At 66.3% G+C, this 19612-nt stretch carries 18 protein-coding genes; 4 read left to right on the forward strand and 14 right to left on the reverse strand.

The annotated features are described in order from the left end of the window. Positions 1-217: 217 nt before the first annotated feature. Genes CQW49_RS13720 through CQW49_RS13730 form a run of 3 tightly spaced genes read right to left on the reverse strand, consistent with a single transcriptional unit; the run spans position 218 to position 4292 of the window. Complete coding sequence (locus tag CQW49_RS13720) at positions 218-3106, reverse strand: AMP-binding protein (RefSeq protein ID WP_003613595.1); 2889 nt, start codon at positions 3104-3106, stop codon at positions 218-220. A 2-nt stretch (positions 3107-3108) separates the two neighbouring features. Continuing rightward, positions 3109-4131, reverse strand: a complete 1023-nt coding sequence (locus CQW49_RS13725; RefSeq protein WP_024749692.1) for an aKG-HExxH-type peptide beta-hydroxylase — start codon at positions 4129-4131, stop codon at positions 3109-3111. Then, positions 4113-4292, reverse strand: coding sequence for a hypothetical protein (locus CQW49_RS13730; RefSeq protein ID WP_003613590.1), 180 nt, complete (start codon positions 4290-4292; stop codon positions 4113-4115). Before CQW49_RS13730 ends, CQW49_RS13725 begins: the two co-directional genes overlap by 19 nt. A gap of 126 nt (positions 4293-4418) precedes the next feature. Between CQW49_RS13730 and CQW49_RS13735 the strand changes: the two genes are divergently transcribed. The 4 genes from CQW49_RS13735 (at position 4419) to CQW49_RS13750 (ending at position 9583) form a co-directional block, all read left to right on the forward strand. Then, positions 4419-5396, forward strand: a complete 978-nt coding sequence (locus CQW49_RS13735) for an aKG-HExxH-type peptide beta-hydroxylase (protein ID WP_210201044.1) — start codon at positions 4419-4421, stop codon at positions 5394-5396. A gap of 124 nt (positions 5397-5520) precedes the next feature. Continuing rightward, on the forward strand, positions 5521-5952 hold the full coding sequence (locus tag CQW49_RS13740; RefSeq protein ID WP_003613588.1) for a tail fiber domain-containing protein: 432 nt from the start codon (positions 5521-5523) through the stop codon (positions 5950-5952). A gap of 138 nt (positions 5953-6090) precedes the next feature. Further along, the gene (locus CQW49_RS13745; RefSeq protein WP_003613587.1) at positions 6091-7074 is read left to right on the forward strand and encodes an aKG-HExxH-type peptide beta-hydroxylase; all 984 of its coding nucleotides are present in this window, start codon (positions 6091-6093) and stop codon (positions 7072-7074) included. Next, a complete protein-coding gene (locus tag CQW49_RS13750; RefSeq protein WP_003613586.1) occupies positions 7061-9583 on the forward strand; it encodes an AMP-binding protein in 2523 nt (840 codons plus the stop codon). Before CQW49_RS13745 ends, CQW49_RS13750 begins: the two co-directional genes overlap by 14 nt. Before the next feature lie 18 nt (positions 9584-9601). On the opposite strand, the gene tolR is transcribed toward CQW49_RS13750, so the two are convergent. The 11 genes from tolR to CQW49_RS13805 form a co-directional block, all read right to left on the reverse strand. Then, positions 9602-10042, reverse strand: a complete 441-nt coding sequence (gene tolR / locus CQW49_RS13755; protein WP_024749691.1) for a protein TolR — start codon at positions 10040-10042, stop codon at positions 9602-9604. Then, complete coding sequence (locus CQW49_RS13760; RefSeq protein WP_003616203.1) at positions 10023-10760, reverse strand: MotA/TolQ/ExbB proton channel family protein; 738 nt, start codon at positions 10758-10760, stop codon at positions 10023-10025. The genes tolR and CQW49_RS13760 overlap by 20 nt, the downstream gene beginning before the upstream one ends. A gap of 42 nt (positions 10761-10802) precedes the next feature. After that, complete coding sequence (locus CQW49_RS13765) at positions 10803-11561, reverse strand: energy transducer TonB (protein WP_155931264.1); 759 nt, start codon at positions 11559-11561, stop codon at positions 10803-10805. Positions 11562-11680: 119 nt separating this feature from the next. Then, the gene (locus tag CQW49_RS13770) at positions 11681-12424 is read right to left on the reverse strand and encodes a cytochrome b/b6 domain-containing protein (protein ID WP_004448515.1); all 744 of its coding nucleotides are present in this window, start codon (positions 12422-12424) and stop codon (positions 11681-11683) included. Positions 12425-12439: 15 nt separating this feature from the next. Continuing rightward, positions 12440-12937, reverse strand: coding sequence for a c-type cytochrome (locus CQW49_RS13775; RefSeq protein WP_004448513.1), 498 nt, complete (start codon positions 12935-12937; stop codon positions 12440-12442). 25 nt (positions 12938-12962) lie between these two features. Next, a complete protein-coding gene (locus tag CQW49_RS13780; RefSeq protein WP_004448511.1) occupies positions 12963-13529 on the reverse strand; it encodes a peroxiredoxin in 567 nt (188 codons plus the stop codon). Then, positions 13526-14026 (reverse strand): rhodanese-like domain-containing protein, encoded by a 501-nt coding sequence (locus CQW49_RS13785; protein ID WP_024749688.1) that lies wholly within the window; start codon positions 14024-14026, stop codon positions 13526-13528. The genes CQW49_RS13780 and CQW49_RS13785 overlap by 4 nt, the downstream gene beginning before the upstream one ends. Positions 14027-14070: 44 nt before the next feature. After that, positions 14071-14961, reverse strand: a complete 891-nt coding sequence (locus CQW49_RS13790; RefSeq protein WP_004448507.1) for a dienelactone hydrolase family protein — start codon at positions 14959-14961, stop codon at positions 14071-14073. A gap of 17 nt (positions 14962-14978) precedes the next feature. Next, positions 14979-15365 (reverse strand): hypothetical protein, encoded by a 387-nt coding sequence (locus CQW49_RS13795; RefSeq protein WP_004448506.1) that lies wholly within the window; start codon positions 15363-15365, stop codon positions 14979-14981. A 166-nt stretch (positions 15366-15531) separates the two neighbouring features. After that, positions 15532-16983, reverse strand: coding sequence for a DUF1501 domain-containing protein (locus tag CQW49_RS13800; RefSeq protein WP_004448504.1), 1452 nt, complete (start codon positions 16981-16983; stop codon positions 15532-15534). A 29-nt stretch (positions 16984-17012) separates the two neighbouring features. Further along, complete coding sequence (locus CQW49_RS13805; protein WP_004448502.1) at positions 17013-19346, reverse strand: DUF1549 and DUF1553 domain-containing protein; 2334 nt, start codon at positions 19344-19346, stop codon at positions 17013-17015. Positions 19347-19612 lie beyond the last annotated feature (266 nt).

Below are 19612 nucleotides of genomic sequence, written 5' to 3' on the forward strand. Positions count from 1 at the left end.
GTCAAGCGCCCTCGCGATTGTCGCGTCGGAGCGAAGGAAGGAGGGCGACGAGCACGAAATCGCCGCGACGCGGAATCGGGGAGAGCGCCTCGAGGGCGCGCTCACCCTCATATCGAGCTGCGTCGGAATGGCGACGATCTTATTGCTTTTCTCTCTCACCGCGACCAGCCGCTGACGGACGGCGAAGGCCGAGACGACATGGATCCCGCGCTGCGCTTCAGGTCACGACGACCCGCGCGACCGGGGCCCTGCGCCGCCGGCGATCGAACCAGCGCCCGCCTTCCTCGACCATGTCGATCGCCAGATCATAGACGCCGGTCGTTTCGGGCGCGGTCGCTTCGAGGCTCAGATCCGCCGACTCTCCCGGCTTCAGGGCCGGCGTCGTCACGCGGCCGTCGCGCCAGCGCAGCGTCCGTCCGGAAGTGTCCAGCCAATAATTGCCCAGCGACAGCCCCTCCGGCCAAGCCATGGCGCTCGCATTGCGAACCGTGACCTGCAGGATTTGTCTTTGTCCAGCGGCCATGCGCCCCGGCGGCGCCTGCGCCCTTAACTCCGCCAACCGCGCCGCCTTCGGCAGCATATCCGGCGGCCGCGCCAGAGCCTCGGCCATGCGCCGGATCAGCACGTCGGCGAGGCCGGGCGCATGGGCGGGCAGGAAATATCGGCCATGGCGTCCCGGAATGCTCTCCGCCTCGACCCGGCGCAGCGCGCGCCGCCACGCCCGCTCGGGCTCCGCGTGACGCAGCCACGGATGGCCCTCCTGGCTGTCATGGCCATGCAGGAACAGCACATCGCCGCCATAGGACGTCAGCTCGAAGCCCCACTCCATCAAGATCAGCAAGGGCAGATGGACTCGGCGGCGCAGCAAATGCTCGGCCATGACCAGCGCGACCCGCCCGCCCTGGCAATTGCCGCCGACGAAAAGCGGGCCGTTCGGCGAGATCGCCAGCACGTCCTGGACATAGCGCATGGCCACTTGCTGCAGGCTGTCCTCGTCATAACGATAGACGCCATGACCGGATCTGAAGCCATAGAGCGGTTGATCGGGTCCGAGCTGCGCGGCCAGCGCCGCGAATTCCTGCGCCGACTGGAACACCCAGAACAGAGGCGGCCGGCGCCCCGCCTCGTTGAGCCCGGCCATCAAGCGATCCGGCGTCGGCCGCTCTCCCGGCCAGCGCGCGAGCTCGGCGGCGAGCCTTTCGTGCATCACCGGCGGCAACGGCCATTTCATCGCTGGAGCCGCCGCCTTCGCCGTCGGCCGCCCGGCGATCAGCTCCGTCAAGCGGCGCAAGGTCGGATCGGAGAAGAAGGCAGCGGCGCGCAGCTTCTGGCCGAATTGCGCCTCGACGCCGGCGAGCAGCCGCAGGGCGGCGAGAGAGTCGCCGCCATCGGCGAAGAAATGGCTGTCGAGCGAAACCTCCTCCCCATTCGGAAGGCGTTCGCGCCACAGGGCGCCGAGCCGCGCGTCGACGGCGCCGATGACGCCGCGCGGCGCCGTCGGCGGCGCGGCCGCCGCTTCGAGCATCTCCGCCGCCGGCGAGCGCAGCAGCTTTCCCGCCGACCCCAAGGGCAGCGCCGCCATGGCGGCGAAGCCGATCCGCGCCGGCTGAACGCCGAACGCTTCGCCGATGGCGCGACGGATGGCGCGTTCGATCGCGGCGTCGGCCGCGCCGAACACCATCACCCCGAGCCGCTCCTCGCCGTCTCCGCCGAGGCGGCAGGCGACGGCGCGCCGCTCCGCGCCGACGGCTGGCGCGAGAGCCGCGTCTATGTCCTCGAGCGCCAGCTTGCGTCCGCGCAGTGCGATGACCTGCTTGATGCGGCCATGCAGGGACAGGAGTCCGTCCTCGAGCCGCCCGAGATCGCCGGTGCGCCACCAGCCGCCGGGACCGAACCCGGCCGCCGCTCCAACGGCGTTGGCGTAGCCGGAAAACATCAGCTCGGGACAATGCGCCTCGACCGCGCCGATCACGCCTTGCGGCACGGGCTCGCCCGCTTCGTCGACGATGCGCAGGTCGACGCCCGCCGCCGGACCTCCCAGGACGATGGGCGCCGCAACCCCGGAAGCGTGACGCGCTATTTCGCCGCCGAGGACCAGCGAGCCGGTTTCGGTCGCGCCATATCCCGCGAACATCCGCACCCGGGCGGCGCCATGGCGCGCCAGCGCCTCGGCCAATCGCCGCGCTACGGCGGCGTCGACGGTTTCGCCGCCCATGGCGACCTTGACGAGTGCGGCGAGGTTTCGCGTCTGCGGAGCGGTTTCGGCGGCCTCGGCGACGAGACGCGCCAGCGACGAGGTCAGGGCCAGGCGGCGCACCTCGAGCCGCTCGGCCAGATCGAGGACGAGCTCCGGCCGGGCCAGGACCTGCGTCGGCGACAGCTGCGCCCAGTCCGCGGCGTGGATGAAGGCGGCGTTCAGCCCGGTCACCGAATCCGGGTCATAGACCCACATGCGCACATCGTCCGGCGATCGACCGATGTCGCGGCGCCGGAATCGCCGCGCCAGCAGGGCGGCCTCGCCGAGGCCGGCCAGCCTGTCGCGCCCGGTGGCGCCCGATGTCGGCAGCCAGCACAGCGGCTCGGCCGCGGGCGCCGGCGCCACGAGCCTCGCCTCCGCGCCGCGCCGCTCGACGGCGTCGAGGTCGAGCGCCTCCTTCCCGGCGAGGGCGCGCGCCAGCTCGCCGCCTTGCGCATCGGCCAGAACCCGCGCCCCGGGCAGCTGGTCGATCAGCGCGCGCAGCGTGTCGGACCGCCCCGTTTCGCGCGCCCGGCGGGCCCGCCCGGACAAAGGCAGGAGGGCATGGCCGCCCATGAGGCACGCCCAGAAGACGGCGACGAAGTCCGGAACGGAACCAGCCAGGAGCGCGACCGCCTCGCCACGACCGACGCCGGCCTCGGCCAAGCCTGCGGCGATGCGATCGGCGCGCGGCCACAGCTCGCTATAGGCGGTCGCAATCGGCCGCCCCTCGGCGTCGACCGTCCATAAACGCGCCGCCGGGAGGCGCTCGAGCCGCCCGCGGATTCCCTCGAGCAGGGTCGCCGGCAGATCGGGCCGCTGCGGCAGCGGGGCGCCGCGCGCGACCGAAAAGAGCGCGGGCTCCCCCACGGTTACGCCGCGAGCGCGTCGGCGACGTTCTCCGCCGCCGCCTCGATCAATTCGCGCCCCAGCGGCGCCAATCGCCCTTCGCGTCGCACCACGGCATAGCCTTCGGCGAAGCGGCGCTTCTGGCGCGCGATCCGCTCGACGACGGTCGCCCGTTCTGCGGGCTCCAATCCGTCGTGGCGGCTCAATAGATCATAGAGCGCGAAGAGCCGCCCGGAGACGTAAGTGGCGTGATAGACGCCGTCCATCGGGCGCGGGTCGCGGCGCAGCGGCGAGGCGTAGCGCCGATCCGGCGGATTTTCCGTCAAAGGGCGTCGCCGCGACAGGCCGAACAGCATCTGGTGCGTCGCCTCGTGGACGATCCCGGCCAGCACCCGCAGACGATCGTCGTTGCGCCGCACGTTCAGGAACACGGCGCCCCAGGCCATGAAGCACGAAGCGCCGGCGAAGCGTCGTCCCTCGCCGGCGGACGGCAGAGCGGCGAAGATGCGGGAGACCAGGCTTTCGACTTCCGCGCGCCAGCTCGGCGCGACAACGCTCAGCAATGACAAAGCGTCGTCGACATTGCCGCGAAACCGGCTCCAGCCGGCGTCATCGGGCGGAGCGAACATCGCCGGCGCCTGCCAGCCCATGGCGAAGAGGCGCTGAAATCGCGCCGCGTCGTCTCCGAGAGACAGCGGATCATAGGGCTGGCACTCCAGCCGCACGGCTCGAGCGGCGCCCGCCGCGACGCCGCGCCAAGAGGCGGCCGCATGGTCCAAGGCTCCGGTCTGCAAGGCGTGGATCAGGTCATAATAGGCCGCGAACACGCCGGGGTCGACACGATGGGCGCGGATGTCGCGCGCCGCCGCCGCCATATCGACGTCGCGCGGCAGGACGGCGGCCGCGCGGCTGGACAAGCGCTCAAGGCTGGCGGCCAGGTCGGCGCGCATCTCCTGGTCGAGACGCCGGACGCAGGAGTTCGGAGCGGGAATGAAGACGGCTGGCATGGCGGACCGAGGCTGCGCCGTCAGCAGCAACAGCAGCACTCCGTGCCGATCTTGTTGCAATTGGCGTCGATCAGCTCGGCCTGCAACGCCTCGTCATATTCGGGCAGGAAAGCCTGGTTGACGCCGAGCAGATCGCTGACGTCGATCTTCACTCCGGCTCGGGTCGAGGTTGCTTCGGTCTTGGCCTTGGCGCTAGTCATGGGTCACCCGAGTTGATCGCGACAGCGTATTCTCTCGGCTCCGCCTCCGTTCGAGTCAAGCCGCTACCGACCCGCCAGATGTTTATTCCCGTTGAAGATTCGCCCGCCCGCAGCCTCGATCGGGCGATGCGCGAGGATCTGGCCGCCAGCCTGGAGCGCCTCGGCGCGCGCGCCGGCGCCGTTCTGCCGCTCGCGCCGGACGCCGCCGCCATCGCCCGCGATATCCGGTCGCGCCGCGTCGCGCCGGGCGTCTTCGGCCGTTATTACGATCTCGTCACCGCTCTGCAGACCGAAGACTGGACCGCTGCGGCCCGGCTCTGGCGGGAGATCGCGCAAGAGGCGGCGCGGCCCGCCGATTTCGCGGTGCTGCCGTTCGACGCGGAAGCCCTCGGCGACGACGCCGGACGCTACCAGCGCATGTTCACGATCGGACTGGCGGCGGCGCCGCAATTCGCGAGACCCGACGACGACGCTCTCACCCATCTGCGGGAGAGCCTGTCGGCCGCCCTGGCACTGCTCGACGCCGTTCACGCCGATTGGGCGGCCGAGATCCGCGCCCTGATCGGCCAAGTGATCGCCGTCGTCCGGCCGGCCGCCGACGCCGTGTCGATGTCGGGCGGATCGTCGATGATGCTCTGGGGCGCGGTGCTGATCGATGTCGGCGCGCGGCCCGACCGCATCCGGGTCCTGTCCGTTCTGGCGCATGAGGCGACGCATCAGCTCCTGTTCGGCCTGGCGCGATCGGAGCCTTTGGTGATGAATCCGGTGCGCGAGCGGTTCTGCACGCCGTTGCGGCCGACGCCGCGGCCGATGAATGCGATCTTTCATTCGACCTATGTGTCCGGCCGCATCCACGCTCTGTTCGAGATCCTGCGGCCGCGGGCGCGGCTGAGCGATGCGGAAGCCGCGCTCGTCGCCGAAATCTCGGATTTGCAGCGGCGTCGGTTCGCGCAGGGAAGCGAGCTCATTCTGGAGCAGGCCCGCTCGAGCGCGCTCGGTCGGCGCCTCATCGAAGAGGCGCGCGACGTGATCGCAGGGGGCGAACAGTCTCGGGGAGGCATGACCGAAGCGGGCCGCAACAAGGTTTGCCGCACAGAAACATGATTGCCGATTCGCGGCGCGCGCGCTCGCCTTTATTGCTAGGCTCTTGATTGTACGATATCGACATCACTCGGAGCCGGCGGCGCCATGGAGCCCGCGCCGAGCCGTTTTTCGAGTGGAGCATCGAATGTCCGAGGACCGTGATCACCAGACCGAGAAAGCTCTCGCTCACGAGCTCGACGATACGAAATTGCTCGGATTCGAGCAGGTCGAGATCGTCGCCGACCACGCTGTTTCACCCGCGGACGCCATCGGGCTCGTCTTCAACAAGCGCGGCGAGCTCCCGTCGGATCGGCGTTTGAAGACGGATATCGTTTCGATCGGCGAGACGGAGAATGGACTGAAATTGTATCGCTTCCGTTATATCGGCGATGATCGCGAATTCTGCGGGTTGATGGCGCAGGACCTTCTCGCCGACGAGCGCTATCGGGACGCGGTGGCTCTCAACAAAGAGGGCTACTATTATTGCGTCGATTACGCCGCTGTCGGCCTTGAAAGCCTGGTCACGAACGAGATGCGGCAAGCCGGCGAGCGCGCGATGCGTCTCGCGGCGAGGTGAGGCGCCATTCGAGTGGAGATGGCGAGGCGAATCCTGACTCGAAAGCGTCATGATCCGACTCGTCCGCTCCATAACAGGTGTCGGCTCGGCGAGGACTCGTCGCCGAACTCGTCCGAGTCCGATGTGGCGAAGTAACGAATGCAGTCGTTCCTCCCGCAAAGCGTGAGCGTTCTCACCGACCTGGACAATAAATTGCGCCGCAAGCTGGCGGCTAGCCTCGAGCATTTGTTCGAGAGAGCCGGATCGGCGTTGGGAGGCGGCGTCGATGGCGAGATCGGCCCCGTCCTGTCCGCGATCCGAGCGCATCGTCAGAAGCCAGCGGTTTTCGCCTGCTATTTCGAGCTCGTTTTCGCGCTGAAGGCGGGACGCGACGATGAGGCTGCGCATCTTTGGCGCCGGATCGTCGCATCGACCGCCGAGCCCGCCGTCCTCGAAATCTCGCCGCTGAATGAAGAGGCCTTGGGCGAGGACGCCGATCGCTTCACCAGATTGCTGAACGCCGCCGAGACGGCGCCGATCTTCGCGCCCCCCGACCCGGCTCTATGGTCGGCGTTCGAGGCGAATTTGGCCGAGGCGCTTGCGCTTCTCGAAGAAGCGGCTCCGGCGCTCGAGGCGGAAGTCCGCGGGCTCGTCACCCAGATCATCGCCGCGCAGCCCCGCGACGCGTCGGTGGGCTTCGGCGGCGTCTCGTCGCTGACCCTCTGGGGCGCGGTCACTTTGAACGCCGCGCATCATCGCACGCCGCTCGATATTCTCGAGGCGCTCGTGCATGAAGGCGCGCATCTGCTGCTCTTCGGCTATGCGGCGGACGAGCCGCTCGTGCGCAACCCGCTCTCGCAGCGCTTCGCCTCGCCGCTGCGCAGGGAGGCGCGCCCGATGGACGGCGTCTATCACGCGACCTTCGTGTGCGCGCGACTGCATTATCTCTATCGCCGCCTTCTCGATGGCCGTCCCGCCGCTCTCGCCGACTGGGGCCCGCGCCGGCTCGAGGCGAGACTGGCGCAGCGCTCCGCCGGTTTCGACGACGGAGCAAGATTGATCGCCGATCAGGCGATCTTGACGCCGACAGGAGAGAAAGTGCTGCGCGCGACCGTCGAGTACATGTCTCATGCGGCGGCCTGAGGACGACGCGGGCCGCGCCATCCTCCGCGGCCCTTCGCTCGGGATCGCAGATGGCGCCGCGCCGACTGTCATCGGCAATATAGCGCGACGCGTCGCGCTGACGCCCGACGGCCGATTGCGGAGCTTCCAGTCCGACGGCGCGCCGCGCGAAGCGACCTATGCGCAGGCCTGGCGGCGGTCGAGCGACATCGCCTCCGCCTTGTGTGAGCTCGGCGTCCGGCCGCAGATGCGCGTGATGCTGCTCGCGCACGACCTTCTCGATTTCGTTCCCTGCTTCTGGGCCTGCCTGCGCATCGGCGCGACGGCGGCGCCTTTCGCCGCCATCGCCAAAACGGCCATGGAGGAGCAGCTCGAGCTGCTGGCGGCGCGGCTCGATGCGGATGCGATCATCGCCGACGCGCCCTCCTCGATGCTGGAGCGCGTGATCGCTCTGTCGCCGCGGGCGCCGGTTCTGCGTCTCGGCGATGTCGCGCCTCGCAATCCGGCGCATGCGCTGCGAGAAGCGGAAGCCGACATCGTCTGCCTTGCGCCGACCTCCGGCTCCACCGGAAATGTGAAGCTGGCGATGCTCGGCCGCAGCGCCATGCTGCACCGCTATTTCGCCGATGCGGCGAGCCCGGCGAAAGAGCATTTCCTCAGCATGCTGCCCTTCGAAGGGATCAGCGGATTGCGCGTCGCCTTCCTGCGCGGCGCGAGCTGGACCTATCTGCCGCCGCCCGTCATGACCGCCCGCCCGCAGCGGCTTCTCGAAGCGGCCGAGAGCTTGCGCGCCACCGCCATCCATATGACGAACTCGATGGCGGCGCGCCTCGTCGAATGCGCGGCCGCGACCGACCGCAGCTATGATCTTCGCTCGCTGGAACTCGTCGGACTGGGAGGCGAGGCGGTGACGCGAATGGTCGCGGTCCGCCTCGACGCTCTGCTCCGAAGCAATGGCGCTCAGAATGTGCTCCGAGCCGGCTATGGGGCGACGGAGACCGGGCCTCTCGTCGCCGGCGCCGATCCTTGCGTCGCGACGCCCGACCCGTCGCATGCGCCCTTCCTCGGACATTGCGCCGCCGGCGTCTCGCTGCGAATCGTCGACGACGATGGCGCGCTGCTCGGCGAGAACGAGATCGGGCGCGTCGAGGCTTTCGCGCCGCAGACCTTGTTTTCCGGCTATCTTGGAGAAGCCGAGGCGAGCCGCGACGCGCTGACGGACGATGGCTGGTGGAAGACCGGCGATCTCGGCCTGATCGCCGCGGGCAGCCTCGCCATTCATGGGCGCGCCAAGCATGTTCTCGTCGTCGGCGGACGAAAATTTTCGCTCGACGAGATCGACGCGCATCTTCAGAACGATCTTGGCCGCCACATCCTCTCCTTCGTCATCCGCGACGACGCCGACGTCACCGATCGGCTCGGGATCGCGGCGATCGTCTCGGGCGACGAGGAGCTGGACGCCGCCGCCATGGATGCGATCCAACGCTCGCTGCTGCGTCGCCACGGCTGCGCCGCCGTGCAGATTTCGACCCTGCGCGTCGACGAGCTGCCGGCGACGCCGACCGGCAAAATCGATCGAAGGGCCATGGCCGATCTCGCGACCAAGCGCCCTACGCCCCCGGCGACCACTGCCGAAGAGGTCGACGCGTTCCTGGCGTCGCTCTGGAGGGAGGCGCTGAACCTGCGATGCGATTTCGACCGGGACGGCGATTTCTTCGCGCTCGGCGGCGATTCTCTCCGCGCCGCGGCGCTGGCGACGATCATCGAGCAGCGTCTGCGGCGCCAATTGCCGCTGGACCGATTCCTCGTTCGGCCCACATTCGACGCTCTGCTCCGCCTCGTGAGCGACGACGCTCCCGCGCCGCCACAGCAGCGCACGAACGAGATCGACGCGATTCTCGATCGGCAACGGGCCTATCTGGCATCCTGGGCCGGCGCCAGAGCGACGCCCGACTCCTTCATCGTGAGCCTGAACGAGAGGGGCGCGCGAGGAGGATTGTTCTGGTGCCTGCAAGGCTATCGCGAATTGACGCAGCTCGCGAAGCATCTGGGCCCCGACCAGCCCGTGCATGGCATGCGCTCGGGGCATCAGGTGATGGACTACACCGAGGAGAGCTTGCGGGCCTTGGCCTGCCGCTATGCCGAGGAGGTGATCGCCACGCAGCCGGACGGCCCGTTCTTGCTCGGCGGCAATTGTCAGGGCGCGCTGATCGCGCATAGCGTCGCGATCCGATTGCGCGAACTCCATCGCGACGTCTCGCTGCTCCTGCTGATGGAGGAGCAATGGTTTCGTCCCTATGAAGGTCGCGTCGCGCTATTGTTCGGCCGCGACAGCAAGGTCAATCCTTATGCGAGGGGAGGCGATCCCGACGCGAGGTTCCGAGCCGCCTATCCGCAAGGCTACACCGTCGACATCGTCGATGGCGCGCATGGCCGCTTCTTCACGTCGTCGAACATCGGGTCGCTCGCGAAGGCGGTGCGAAGCCGGCTCGACGAAGCGCAGCTCGACCTTCCGCGGCGTCTGGCGTGAACCTGGCCAGAACGAGCTTCATCGGGGCGCGGCGCCCCTCGCCGCCTCGGAGACGAGCGCGACCTTGGCGTAGCCGGCCGAGCTGACGAGGCCCATTGCTTCGGCGACCTTGCCGTAAGGCACGGCCTTGTCGGCGCGAATATGGACGCGCCGGTCCTTGGCGCCGCCGCTGCTCTCCGCGAGCAGGGCCAGCAGTCCCTCCGCGGCGCCGGCCTCGCGCTTGTCGACGAAGAAAGCGCCGTTCGCATCCACGCTCACGACGATCGGCGGCTGCTGATCGTCGAGCTGCTTGGCCTGCGTCTTCGGCAGATCGACCGGAACGCCCGCGGTCATCAGCGGCGCCGCGACCATGAACACGATGAGCAGGACGAGCATGACGTCGACGAGCGGCGTGACATTGATGTCCGCCATCGGTTGCGGGTCGAATTCGGAATCATGCTTACGCAGCGCGAAGGCCATTGCGATCTCCCTTGCGAGACAATTGACGGGACAGCTCCACCTCGAACACGCCGATGAAAGAGTTGAGGCGCTTGCCATAGGCGCCGATATCGCCGCTGATGCGATTGTAGAAGATCACCGCCGGAATGGCGGCGACGAGTCCGAGGGCGGTGGCGAACAGCGCTTCGGCGATGCCGGGCGCGACCACCGCGAGGCTGGTGTTGTTGGACGCCGCTATGCCCTGGAACGAATTCATGATCCCCCAGACCGTGCCGAAGAGCCCGACGAAAGGCGCGACCGCGCCGATCGTCGCGAGGCCCTGCAGACGGGCGTGCAGGTGATCGATGGCGTTGGCCGCGGCGAGCTGGCCGACCCGATGCACACGCTCCTGCAGCGCGTCGCGCTGCGTCTCGCTGTGCTGCAAATCCGACGAGCGCGCATTCTCGTCGACCATTGCGCGATAGACCTGCACGAGCGGATCCTCCGGCGAGGCGGCGTCGAAAGACGCCGGGAGGTCGGCGACGGGCAGCTCTTTCTGAACGCTGTCGATGAGCCTCGCCGCGCGCCGATGCAGCACGCCGAGGCGGATCAGCTTTTCGGCGATCACCGTCCATCCCCAGGCCGAGGCGAGAATGAGCAGGACGATGACGGTCTTGACGATCGAATCGGCCTGAAGGAACAATTCGACCGGCGTCAGCGAATGCGACAATGCGGCCGAGACGGCGGAAGCGTCACTCATGGAATCATGGCCTTTCAGCTCGAGGGAAACGGTCCGAGGGCGTCAGGGACTGAAGGTGAGCGCGCCCGACAATGAAACGGACTTGCCCGGCGCGGGAACCGAGCCGCAACGTCCGCCGAGACGATTGGCGATCGCATCGAAAGCGCCGTTGCCCGATGGCGTGATCGAATAGGAGACGAGCGCGCCGGTCGGACCGAACACGGCGCGATAGCCGACGCGCGCGTGACGCGGCGCCTGCGATTCGGGATAGGCGTTGCTCGCCGCTCTCTGCATGCAGGCGTGAAAATGATTGGCGATCGCGGATGTCTGAGCGCCGGCGGGAGCGGGCGCGCGCGCCGCGGGAGCGTCCACACGCGGGCCGCTCGCTTTCGCCCGCTCCGCCGGCGCGGGCCGAGCCTCGCGGCGCGGGCGCTCTTTCTCGACCTTCGGCTTCGGCTTCTGAACCGGCTTGGGCGGCGGAGGCTTCACCTCCGGGAGCGGCGCCGCCGCTTCGGGCTCGGGCGGCGGCGGCTCTGGCAGGTCGGGCTCTTCAGGCGGAGCCGGCGCTTCCTCCGCAGGAGCCTCTTCCGTTGGGATCGTCGCGAGCTCGATCACGCTCTGCTCTTCGACGGGTTTCTGCTGCACGCCGAAGCCGAACTTCAGTATCGTTGCGAAAGCGAGCGCGTAGAGCGCCACGGCGCCGCAGCGGGCCGCGTAGTTCGCCCTCGGCGCGGGCCTACGCAGAAGTCCCAGCGCGCCCGATGCGCGGTCTTGCAGCGGGAGCTCGTCCAGAATGGGAGCATATCTCGGTGCGGTCGCCATCGACATCGATCTTCCCCCTATGCCGGCGTCGATTCATTGAACACGATTATTCCTATCGATGCAATATGATTAAAGCCGATTTTCATGACGCATCGGTAGCCCGAGACGCACATCGAGCGTCAGAATGCGTCGAGGCTCGCGTCTGTTGTCGTCACGAACGATCCGACGGCGAGAAACATCGCAGCCACGAGAAGCATGAGAGCCATTGCGCGACGCAGGCGCGAAGACGAAATTTCATCGTCGGCGCGAACCAGCTCTTGCGGCTTTCTTCCCGTGATCATGGCCCGCACGAGATTTTCCCGCTTCACGAACACATGAGCGAGAACCGCCACCACGTGAATGGCGGCGGCGATGGCCAGCGCATAGAAACCGCGGCGATGCCATGACGTCAGCGCGAGGCTCGTCTCCTTCGCCACCGCGCCGGCGAGCGGACCGGAATTGAAAATTTCGTCATTGGCGAATAGTCCCACGCCCGCCTGCGCCCCGAGACCGATAAGCAGCGCCACGACCATCAGAGCGCCGAGAGGATTATGGCCGACATAGCTCGGGGCGTCGCCGCGCGCGAGGCGTCGCGCATAGCTCAGCGTCTTTGCCGGAGAGCGGAGGAAGCTCGCAAATCGCGCATGCTTTGCGCCGACGAATCCCCACATTACTCGAAAGGCGACGAGTCCCAGAACCGCATAACCGAAGCGCACATGCCAATCGAACCAGGCGACGCCCAGCCGATTGGTGACGAAGGCTCCGACAAAGGAGACGACCAAGGACCAATGGACGAGCCGCAGCGGCAAGTCCCACACGAGCCGCTCAGCCTTCGCATTCTGCGGCGGAGAACGGGATTCGCGCTGCTTCTCGACGATGGTCATTGGTCGCTCGTCCGACTATTTCACCTTGTAGGTGTCGTGGCAGCCTTTGCAGTCCTGCCCGAGCGAGGCGACCGCCGCCTTGAATCCGTCGGTCGCGCCCTTCTCCTTCGCGATCGCCTCTTGAAAGGCCCGGGCGTCCACTTTGAATTTCTCCAGCTTCTTGTCGAATTCGGCGCGATTGCTCCAGACATCGGCGGTCGCTTTGCTGGCCGGATCGCCGAGATTGGAGTCCTGCGGAAACTCCCCGTCGAGCTGTCCGGCGAGAAAGCCGATGCGCGCAGCGCGCTTGGCCGCTTCCGCCTCGTCATAGGGCGCCGCGCCTTTGGCGACCGCGCCGAACCAGCGGAAGGAATTCCCGATCAAGGTGAAAGCGGCGCGGCGATTCTCGACCGCCTGCTTGGCCGGCGAGGGACCGCCGGCGGGCGCGTTCTGCGCCAGAGAGGACGCCACGAATCCCGAGACGGCGAGGCTTCCCAGGACGACGACGCGCGCCCATTGCGACGACAAACTCATGACTGTTCCTTCTTTCGATGTTTGATCAGCGCGAGTGGATCTCGCGCCAGCGGCGCACGAAATCCAGCGTCTCCCTGACATGCTTGATAGGATCCGAGTCGATCAGGGACAAGCCGACTTTCCCGTCCGGCGTGACGACATAGGAAATCCGATCCGACACTGTCGCGCCGCTTTGCAGGGGCGCGCTGCGCTTGGCGTCATAGGCCTCGATAATGGCGAGTTTCGGGTCTGCAGCAACAGGGAATTTGTCGCGGCATTCCTTGGTCGAGAATTCGCGCTGGGTCTCGATCGTGTCGGCGGAGACGCCGATGAGGGAGGCGCCGACAGCGGCGAAGCTCTCATATTGATCCGCGAACTCATGCGCCTCGATCGTGCAACCCTTGGTGAAGGACTTCGGATAGAAATAGAGGACGACGGGTCCTTTCTTCAGCGACTCCGCCAGGGAGAAGACGAACTCCTTGCCGCCGATCGCGGCTGCGGCGGTGAAGTCCGGCGCCGCGTCGCCGAGCTTCAATGCGGCGCCGGCAGGCCCGGCGAGGACGAGCGCAGCGCAGAGCGCAGCGATATGTGTCGAATTGCGGAGCGCGCTCATTTGGCGCCTCCGGTAGCCGCAGCTTCATGTTCCGGCTTCGGCGGTGGCGGAGCGATCTTCGTCAGCGCGCCGCCTTCGTCCTGGTAGTCGAGGACGCCGATGGCGCCGACCACGCGATAACCGAGCCCGGCCAGAATGTCGCCGGCGGCGCCGGCGCGATGCGCGCGATTGGAGACGGTCACGATGAGGCGATCCCGCGGAATGTAAGACAGGCTCTTCTGCAGGTCGGCCGTCTGAATGCTGAGATAGACGGGAAATCCGCCATATTTGCCGAGCTCATCGGGTCGACGCAGATCGAGGACGAGCAGGTCTTCCGGTTTTCCGAGCAGAGCGTCGAAGGCGGCGCGGTTGAGCCGCAGCGTCTTGTATTTGTAAGCGGGATCATTCCCCGGGGAAACCGCGGGCGGCGCCGCGGCGCTCGGCGCCGCTGGAGAATCGGCAGCCTCGGCCGCCGCAATCGACAGAATGAGGGAGAGCAGGAGCGTTAGCGCTCGCATCGGATTCGGCCTTTCCTTGGGCAGTTCGTCCTCGGCGGGTTCGATCACGCCCGCAGATGGGCGTTGAAGAAGTCGACAGAACGTTTCCAGGCGAGCGTCGCCGCGGCCTGATCGTAGCGCGGCGTGGTGTCATTGTTGAAGCCGTGTTGAACGCCCGGATAGATGAAACTTTGGTAATCTACCCCGGCGGCTTTCAACGCCGCTTCATAGGCCGGCCAGCCGGCGTTGATGCGGTCGTCGATTCCGGCATAGTGAATGAGCAGAGGCGCTTTGATCTTCGCCACGTCCTCGGCCGCAGGCTGCGCGCCATAGAAGGGCGCGCCCGCCGCGAGATCGGGGAGCTTCGTCGCGAGAAAATTCACGACGCCGCCGCCGTAGCAGAAGCCGATTGCGCCGACCTTGCCATTGCCGATCGGGCAATTCTTCAGCGCGCCATAGGCCGCGATGAAATCGTTGCGCGTCTTCGCCTGATCGAGCTGCGGGAACAGCGCGCGCGCCTTGTCCTCGTCGCCGGGATAGCCGCCGAGCGGCGCCAGCGCGTCCGGCGCGAACACGACGAAATTTTCGAGCGCGAGGCGCCGGGCGATATCCTCGATATGCGGATTGAGTCCACGGTTCTCGTGGATCACCAGCACCGTGGGGAGTTTACCGTCGACTTTCGCCGGATGGACGAAATAGCCCTTCACCGTTCCATATCCTTCGGGCGAAGGAACCTCGAGGATCTGTCCGGCGATGCGCGGATCATCCTTCTCGACCTGCGCGGCTTCGGCGAAGCGCGGCCGCAACTCGTCGAGAAAGGCGCTGGCCGCGGCGGCGCCGATCGCCAGCTGCTTCGCGCCGTCGATGAAACCGCGCCGATCCAGATCGCCATGCACGAACAGATCGAACAGCTTCAGAACGTCCGGCGGAAAATCTCTCGCGGTCTTGCTCGTCATGGGTCTCTCACTTCCGATCAGCGGCCGAGGCGGGGTTTGTACAGGTCATGGCAGGATTTGCAGAGCTGCGGAGCGTCGCGAGCGGCGGTCGCCGCCGCGTCGAAATCGCCTTTGTCGACATTGCGCAGCACGGCGTCGACGAGCCTGGAGCCGTCGCGAGAAATCGCCACGGCGTCCGCGACGCCTTTCTTGCCGAAATAGTCTTCCGTGTAGCGGAAGCCTTCGAGCAATATGGCGGCGTCTTCCTTCGCCGCGGCCGCATTCTGGGCGGTGATGTCGGGCTCGAAGACCTTTATCGTCCGGTCGAGATCGCGCATCAGATCATCGTCATAGTCATGAAGGTCCAATCCGGCGAACGCCGGAGTCGCGAGCGCGAGGACGCAAGATCCAACGCGCAGAAGCATTCTGTGACGGCTTTTCGTATTTTTCATGTCGTAACAAACATCATGACCGGATGACGCGGCGCCCCCTCGTGGATCGCGCCGCGCGGCGCGCCATCGAGACTGACAGCGAATGCGGGAGAGCCGGGAAGAAGCGCGGATGACGCCGTCGATCCTTCCCGGCATGGGCTCAGGCGAGAATGTCGTCGACGATTTTTCCGTAGACGACCGTCGGCCGCTCGGCGCGCCCGGCGCGATGATAGATCGTCTTCAGATGATCGAGCCCGAGCAACTGCAGAACGGTCGCATGGAGATCATAAGTGTCGACGGGATTCTCGACCGTCTTCAAGCCGAGCTCGTCGGTGCGTCCATAACTGAGCCCGTGCTTGATTCCGGCGCCGGCGAGCCATTGCGTGTAGCCCCAGGGATTATGATCTCGTCCGTCGCCGCTCTGACCATAGGGCGTGCGTCCGAATTCCGACGTCCACACGACGAGCGTCTGATCCAGCAGTCCGCGGGCTTCGAGATCGGCGAGCAGGCCGGCGATCGGCTTGTCGATCGCACGCGTATGCGCCGAATGATTCTGCTCGAGCTGGCGATGCGCGTCCCAGCTCCGATCATCGTCGCCAGCCTGCTCGACCGGGCCCGACACCACATGAACGAAGCGCACATTGCGCTCCACGAGGCGGCGTGCGCGCAGCAGCACCGTTCCCATGTCCTGCGTCGCCTCCTCATCGAGGCCATAGAGCGCCTTGGTCGCCGCGGTCTCTTTCGAGAGATCGACCGCCTCGGGCGCCGTCGCCTCCATGCGATAGGCGAGATCATAAGAATTGGTGCGCGCGGCGAGCTCGGAATCTTCCGGGCGCGCGGAGGCGCGCAGATCATTGAGGGTCTTGAGCAGATCGAGGCTCTCGCGCTGCTGCTGCAGACCGATCAGCTCCGGCGGCGCCTGATAGAGGATGGGCTGCGCGCCGGGACGGAACGCCGTGCCTTGATACACGGCCGGCAGGAATCCCGAGCTCCAATTCACCGAGCCGGCGCGCGGCTCGCGTTTGCCGCCATAGAGCACGACATAGGGCGGCAGATCCGGATTGGCGGCGCCGAGCGCATAAGCGACCCAGGCGCCGAGCGACGGTCGGCCGGGATTTACATCGCCCGTGTTGAGCTTCAGAATCGAAATGTCGTGCGTCGCGCCGATGGTGACGCTCGACTTGATGAAGGTGAGCTTGTCGGCGTGCTGCGCGATATTGGGCAGCCAGTCGGAGAACCAGGCGCCGCTCGCGCCATATTGCTTCCATGTGCGCTTGGAGGCGAACAGCTTGCCGACGCCGCCCTGCGTGCTGGTCTTGATTCCTTCGAGGAAAGAGGCGGGAATGTCCTGTCCGGCGAGCCGCTCGAGCTCGGGCTTGTAGTCGAAGAGATCGAGCGTGCTGGGCGCGCCATCCATATGCAGCCAGATGACCGATTTCACCTTGGCGGGGAAATGCGGCTCCTTGCGCGCGAGCGGATCGACGAAACCCGCTGCATTGGCGAGCGGCGCGCCGAACCAGCCGCCGCCGGGCATCATTCCGCCGACGGCGAAGCCGCCGACCCCATAGGCCGCGTTGCGAAGCCATTCGCGGCGTGAAGTCTTGATGAGCATCCGGGTTCCCTCCTGTCGAGGAGCCTTTGTCAGAAGCGATAGACGAAGTCGTTGCTGTTCAGCACGGTGTGGACGAGATCGACGAAGGCCGACGCGCGCAGCGGGTCGCCGAATTTGGCCTTCACGATCGGCAGCGCCAGCGCCAGCCTGCCGTCTTCGGCCTTGCCGGCGATGGTCTCGCGATGACGATCGAGGAAGGCGAGCAGAGCGGAGCGTTCCGCATCGGTCGGCTTGCGGCTGAACAACACGAGATACAGCCTTTCGATCTGCGCCGATTCATCGGCGCCGGCCTCGGCGATGATGCGTCCGGCGAGCGCCTGCGACCATTGAAACACGATGTCGCTGTTGTAGAGCGTCAGCGCCTGCAGCGGCGTCGTGGTCACGTCGCGCTTGCTGTGGATCTGCTGCGAGTTCGCCATGTCGAAAGTTTCGAGCATCGGATAGGGCAGGCTGCGCCGCGTGAAGATGTAGAGGCTGCGACGGTTGAAATCCTTCGGATCCTTGGCCGTCGACCATGACGGATCATAGTTGAAATTGCTGCCCCCGGTCAGATTGGCCGGAATGGGCGGGAACACGCTCGGACCGCCGATCTGCTCGTTCAGCGCGCCCGAGGCGACGAGAATGGAGTCGCGGATCTCTTCCGCCTCGAGGCGTTTGCGCGGGAAGACGGCGACGAGCTTGTTGTCGGGGTCGGCTTTGGCGACATCCTCGCGATGCGCGGATGATTGACGATAGGTGGAGGAGAGAAGAATGGCGCGATGCAGCTTCTTCACGCTCCAGCCGTCCTGAACGAAATCGGAGGCCAGAAAATCGAGCAGCTCCTGATTGGTCGGCTTGTCGCCGGCCTTGCCGAAGTCGCTGACCGTGCCGACGACGCCCTTGCCGAAATATTGGTTCCACACGCGATTGACGAAGACGCGCGCGGTGAGCGGGTTCTTCTCGCTGGCCAGCCAGTCGGCGAGCGCCGTGCGGCGGCCGGAAGAGGTCGCGGTGGGATTGATGTTCGGCTTCTCGCTGGTCATCGCCTCCGGAAAGGCCGGCTGCACTTCCTCGAGCGGCTTCTCGTGATTGCCGACGAAGAGCACATGCGTCGGCGGCGAATCATTGTGGCCGAGCTCGGTCGCCGCGGTGTAGTTGAGCGAGCCTTTGCTCGGACGCAGATTCTGGAGCTTGCGCAGCTCGGCGGTGAGCTTTTGGTACTCCTCCGCCTTCTTGACGATATCCGCGCTGTAGCCCGGCGCCGATTTGTCGTCGGCGGTGTAGCGCAGATAGACGCCGAGCTGCGTATCGTCGGTCACGGCGTCGAGCCGGTGATTGACCCAGCGATCGAGCGCGTTCCACTGCTCCTTCGGCTTGAAGATCGACTCGCGGCTGTCGGTGAGATAGCGCTCCTTATGATATTTATAGGCGGCCTCGCGCACCGAATCGATGATCTCCTTTTGACGGGCGCGGATCGCCTTGGTCGCCTCGTCGTAGATCGCGCGATCCTTTTCGTAGGCGGCTTCCGTCTCGCCTTTGCGGGCGGGAATTTTCTCGTCGAAGGCTGTGTTGGCGAAGAAGGCCTGCAGTGAGAAATAATCCTTCTGTGAAAACTTGTCGCTCTTGTGATTGTGGCAGCGCGCGCAGCCGACGGTCGTGCCGAGGATCGCCTGGCCGACCGTGTCGGTCATGTCGGTCGTGATCTGATATTTGCGTTGAACGAGATCGCGTGAGTTGCTGTTGTCCGGATAGCCGGCGAGAAAGCCGGTCGCGACCAGCACGTCCTGATTGCCCGGAGCGATCTCGTCGCCGGCGATCTGCTCGCGGATGAACTGCGAATAAGGCTTATCCTCGTTGAACGCCTTGATCACATAATCGCGGTAGCGGAACATGTTCGGCCGCGCGACGTCGTTCTGGAAGCCCGAGCTGTCCGCATAGCGCGCGAGATCCAGCCACATGCGGGCTTGACGCTCGCCATAGCGCGGCGAAGCGAGCAGACGGTCGATCAGCTTTTCATAGGCCTCGGGGCTCTGGTCGCTCTCGAAGGCCGCGACCTCTTCCGGCGTTGGTATCAGCCCCCATACATCGAGCGTGGCTCGGCGAATGAATGTCGCACGATCCGCAGCGGGAGAGGGAGAGAGCCCATTGGCGTTGATCTTGGCGAGAACGAAAGCGTCGAGCGCCGTGCGCACCCATTCCTTCTTCTCGACGTTCGGAATCGGCGGGCGCTGAACGGGCTGCCACGCCCAATGCAATCTCGTTGCGCGCGTCGGCGACTCGGCGCCGCCGCCGGGGGAAGGCTTCTGTTCGTCGGCGACGGCGAGGACAATCGTCGATGCGCTCAGCAGCAAGGCGTATGCGGATCGTCTCAGGGGCTTCATCATTGGCGCGCCTCGATCGAGCTTGTGAAACTAACGGAGTGTTCGGCGGCATCGATCGGAACCGCTTCCGCGTCGCGGCCTCTCGCTTGCCTCAGTAGCGGCACATTAATGCCGATTTCAAAATATGTCTACTGAATGCATAGATAAAAAGGACGAAAATGATACGGGGGGAATCGACGCGACACGGGACATCCGTACCGGGACGGGGGAGCTTCCTGGCGTCGAAGGATCGCCGGGGTCGGAACAAGGCGAGGGAGAGACGGCAAGGC

This window comes from Methylosinus trichosporium OB3b (genome assembly GCF_002752655.1).
GTDB lineage: Bacteria > Pseudomonadota > Alphaproteobacteria > Rhizobiales > Beijerinckiaceae > Methylosinus > Methylosinus trichosporium.

Bases quoted from the DNA above. Each gene is read 5' to 3' on its own strand.
- CQW49_RS13730 (WP_003613590.1), bottom strand. From the start codon at position 4,292: ATGACTAGCGCCAAGGCCAAGACCGAAGCAACCTCGACCCGAGCCGGA.
- CQW49_RS13735 (WP_210201044.1), top strand. From the start codon at position 4,419: ATGCGCGAGGATCTGGCCGCCAGCCTGGAGCGCCTCGGCGCGCGCGCC.
- CQW49_RS13740 (WP_003613588.1), top strand. From the start codon at position 5,521: ATGTCCGAGGACCGTGATCACCAGACCGAGAAAGCTCTCGCTCACGAG.
- CQW49_RS13745 (WP_003613587.1), top strand. From the start codon at position 6,091: ATGCAGTCGTTCCTCCCGCAAAGCGTGAGCGTTCTCACCGACCTGGAC.
- CQW49_RS13750 (WP_003613586.1), top strand. From the start codon at position 7,061: ATGCGGCGGCCTGAGGACGACGCGGGCCGCGCCATCCTCCGCGGCCCT.
- tolR (WP_024749691.1), bottom strand. From the start codon at position 10,042: ATGGCCTTCGCGCTGCGTAAGCATGATTCCGAATTCGACCCGCAACCG.
- CQW49_RS13760 (WP_003616203.1), bottom strand. From the start codon at position 10,760: ATGAGTGACGCTTCCGCCGTCTCGGCCGCATTGTCGCATTCGCTGACG.
- CQW49_RS13765 (WP_155931264.1), bottom strand. From the start codon at position 11,561: ATGGCGACCGCACCGAGATATGCTCCCATTCTGGACGAGCTCCCGCTG.
- CQW49_RS13770 (WP_004448515.1), bottom strand. From the start codon at position 12,424: ATGACCATCGTCGAGAAGCAGCGCGAATCCCGTTCTCCGCCGCAGAAT.
- CQW49_RS13775 (WP_004448513.1), bottom strand. From the start codon at position 12,937: ATGAGTTTGTCGTCGCAATGGGCGCGCGTCGTCGTCCTGGGAAGCCTC.
- CQW49_RS13780 (WP_004448511.1), bottom strand. From the start codon at position 13,529: ATGAGCGCGCTCCGCAATTCGACACATATCGCTGCGCTCTGCGCTGCG.
- CQW49_RS13785 (WP_024749688.1), bottom strand. From the start codon at position 14,026: ATGCGAGCGCTAACGCTCCTGCTCTCCCTCATTCTGTCGATTGCGGCG.
- CQW49_RS13790 (WP_004448507.1), bottom strand. From the start codon at position 14,961: ATGACGAGCAAGACCGCGAGAGATTTTCCGCCGGACGTTCTGAAGCTG.
- CQW49_RS13795 (WP_004448506.1), bottom strand. From the start codon at position 15,365: ATGCTTCTGCGCGTTGGATCTTGCGTCCTCGCGCTCGCGACTCCGGCG.
- CQW49_RS13800 (WP_004448504.1), bottom strand. From the start codon at position 16,983: ATGCTCATCAAGACTTCACGCCGCGAATGGCTTCGCAACGCGGCCTAT.
- CQW49_RS13805 (WP_004448502.1), bottom strand. From the start codon at position 19,346: ATGATGAAGCCCCTGAGACGATCCGCATACGCCTTGCTGCTGAGCGCA.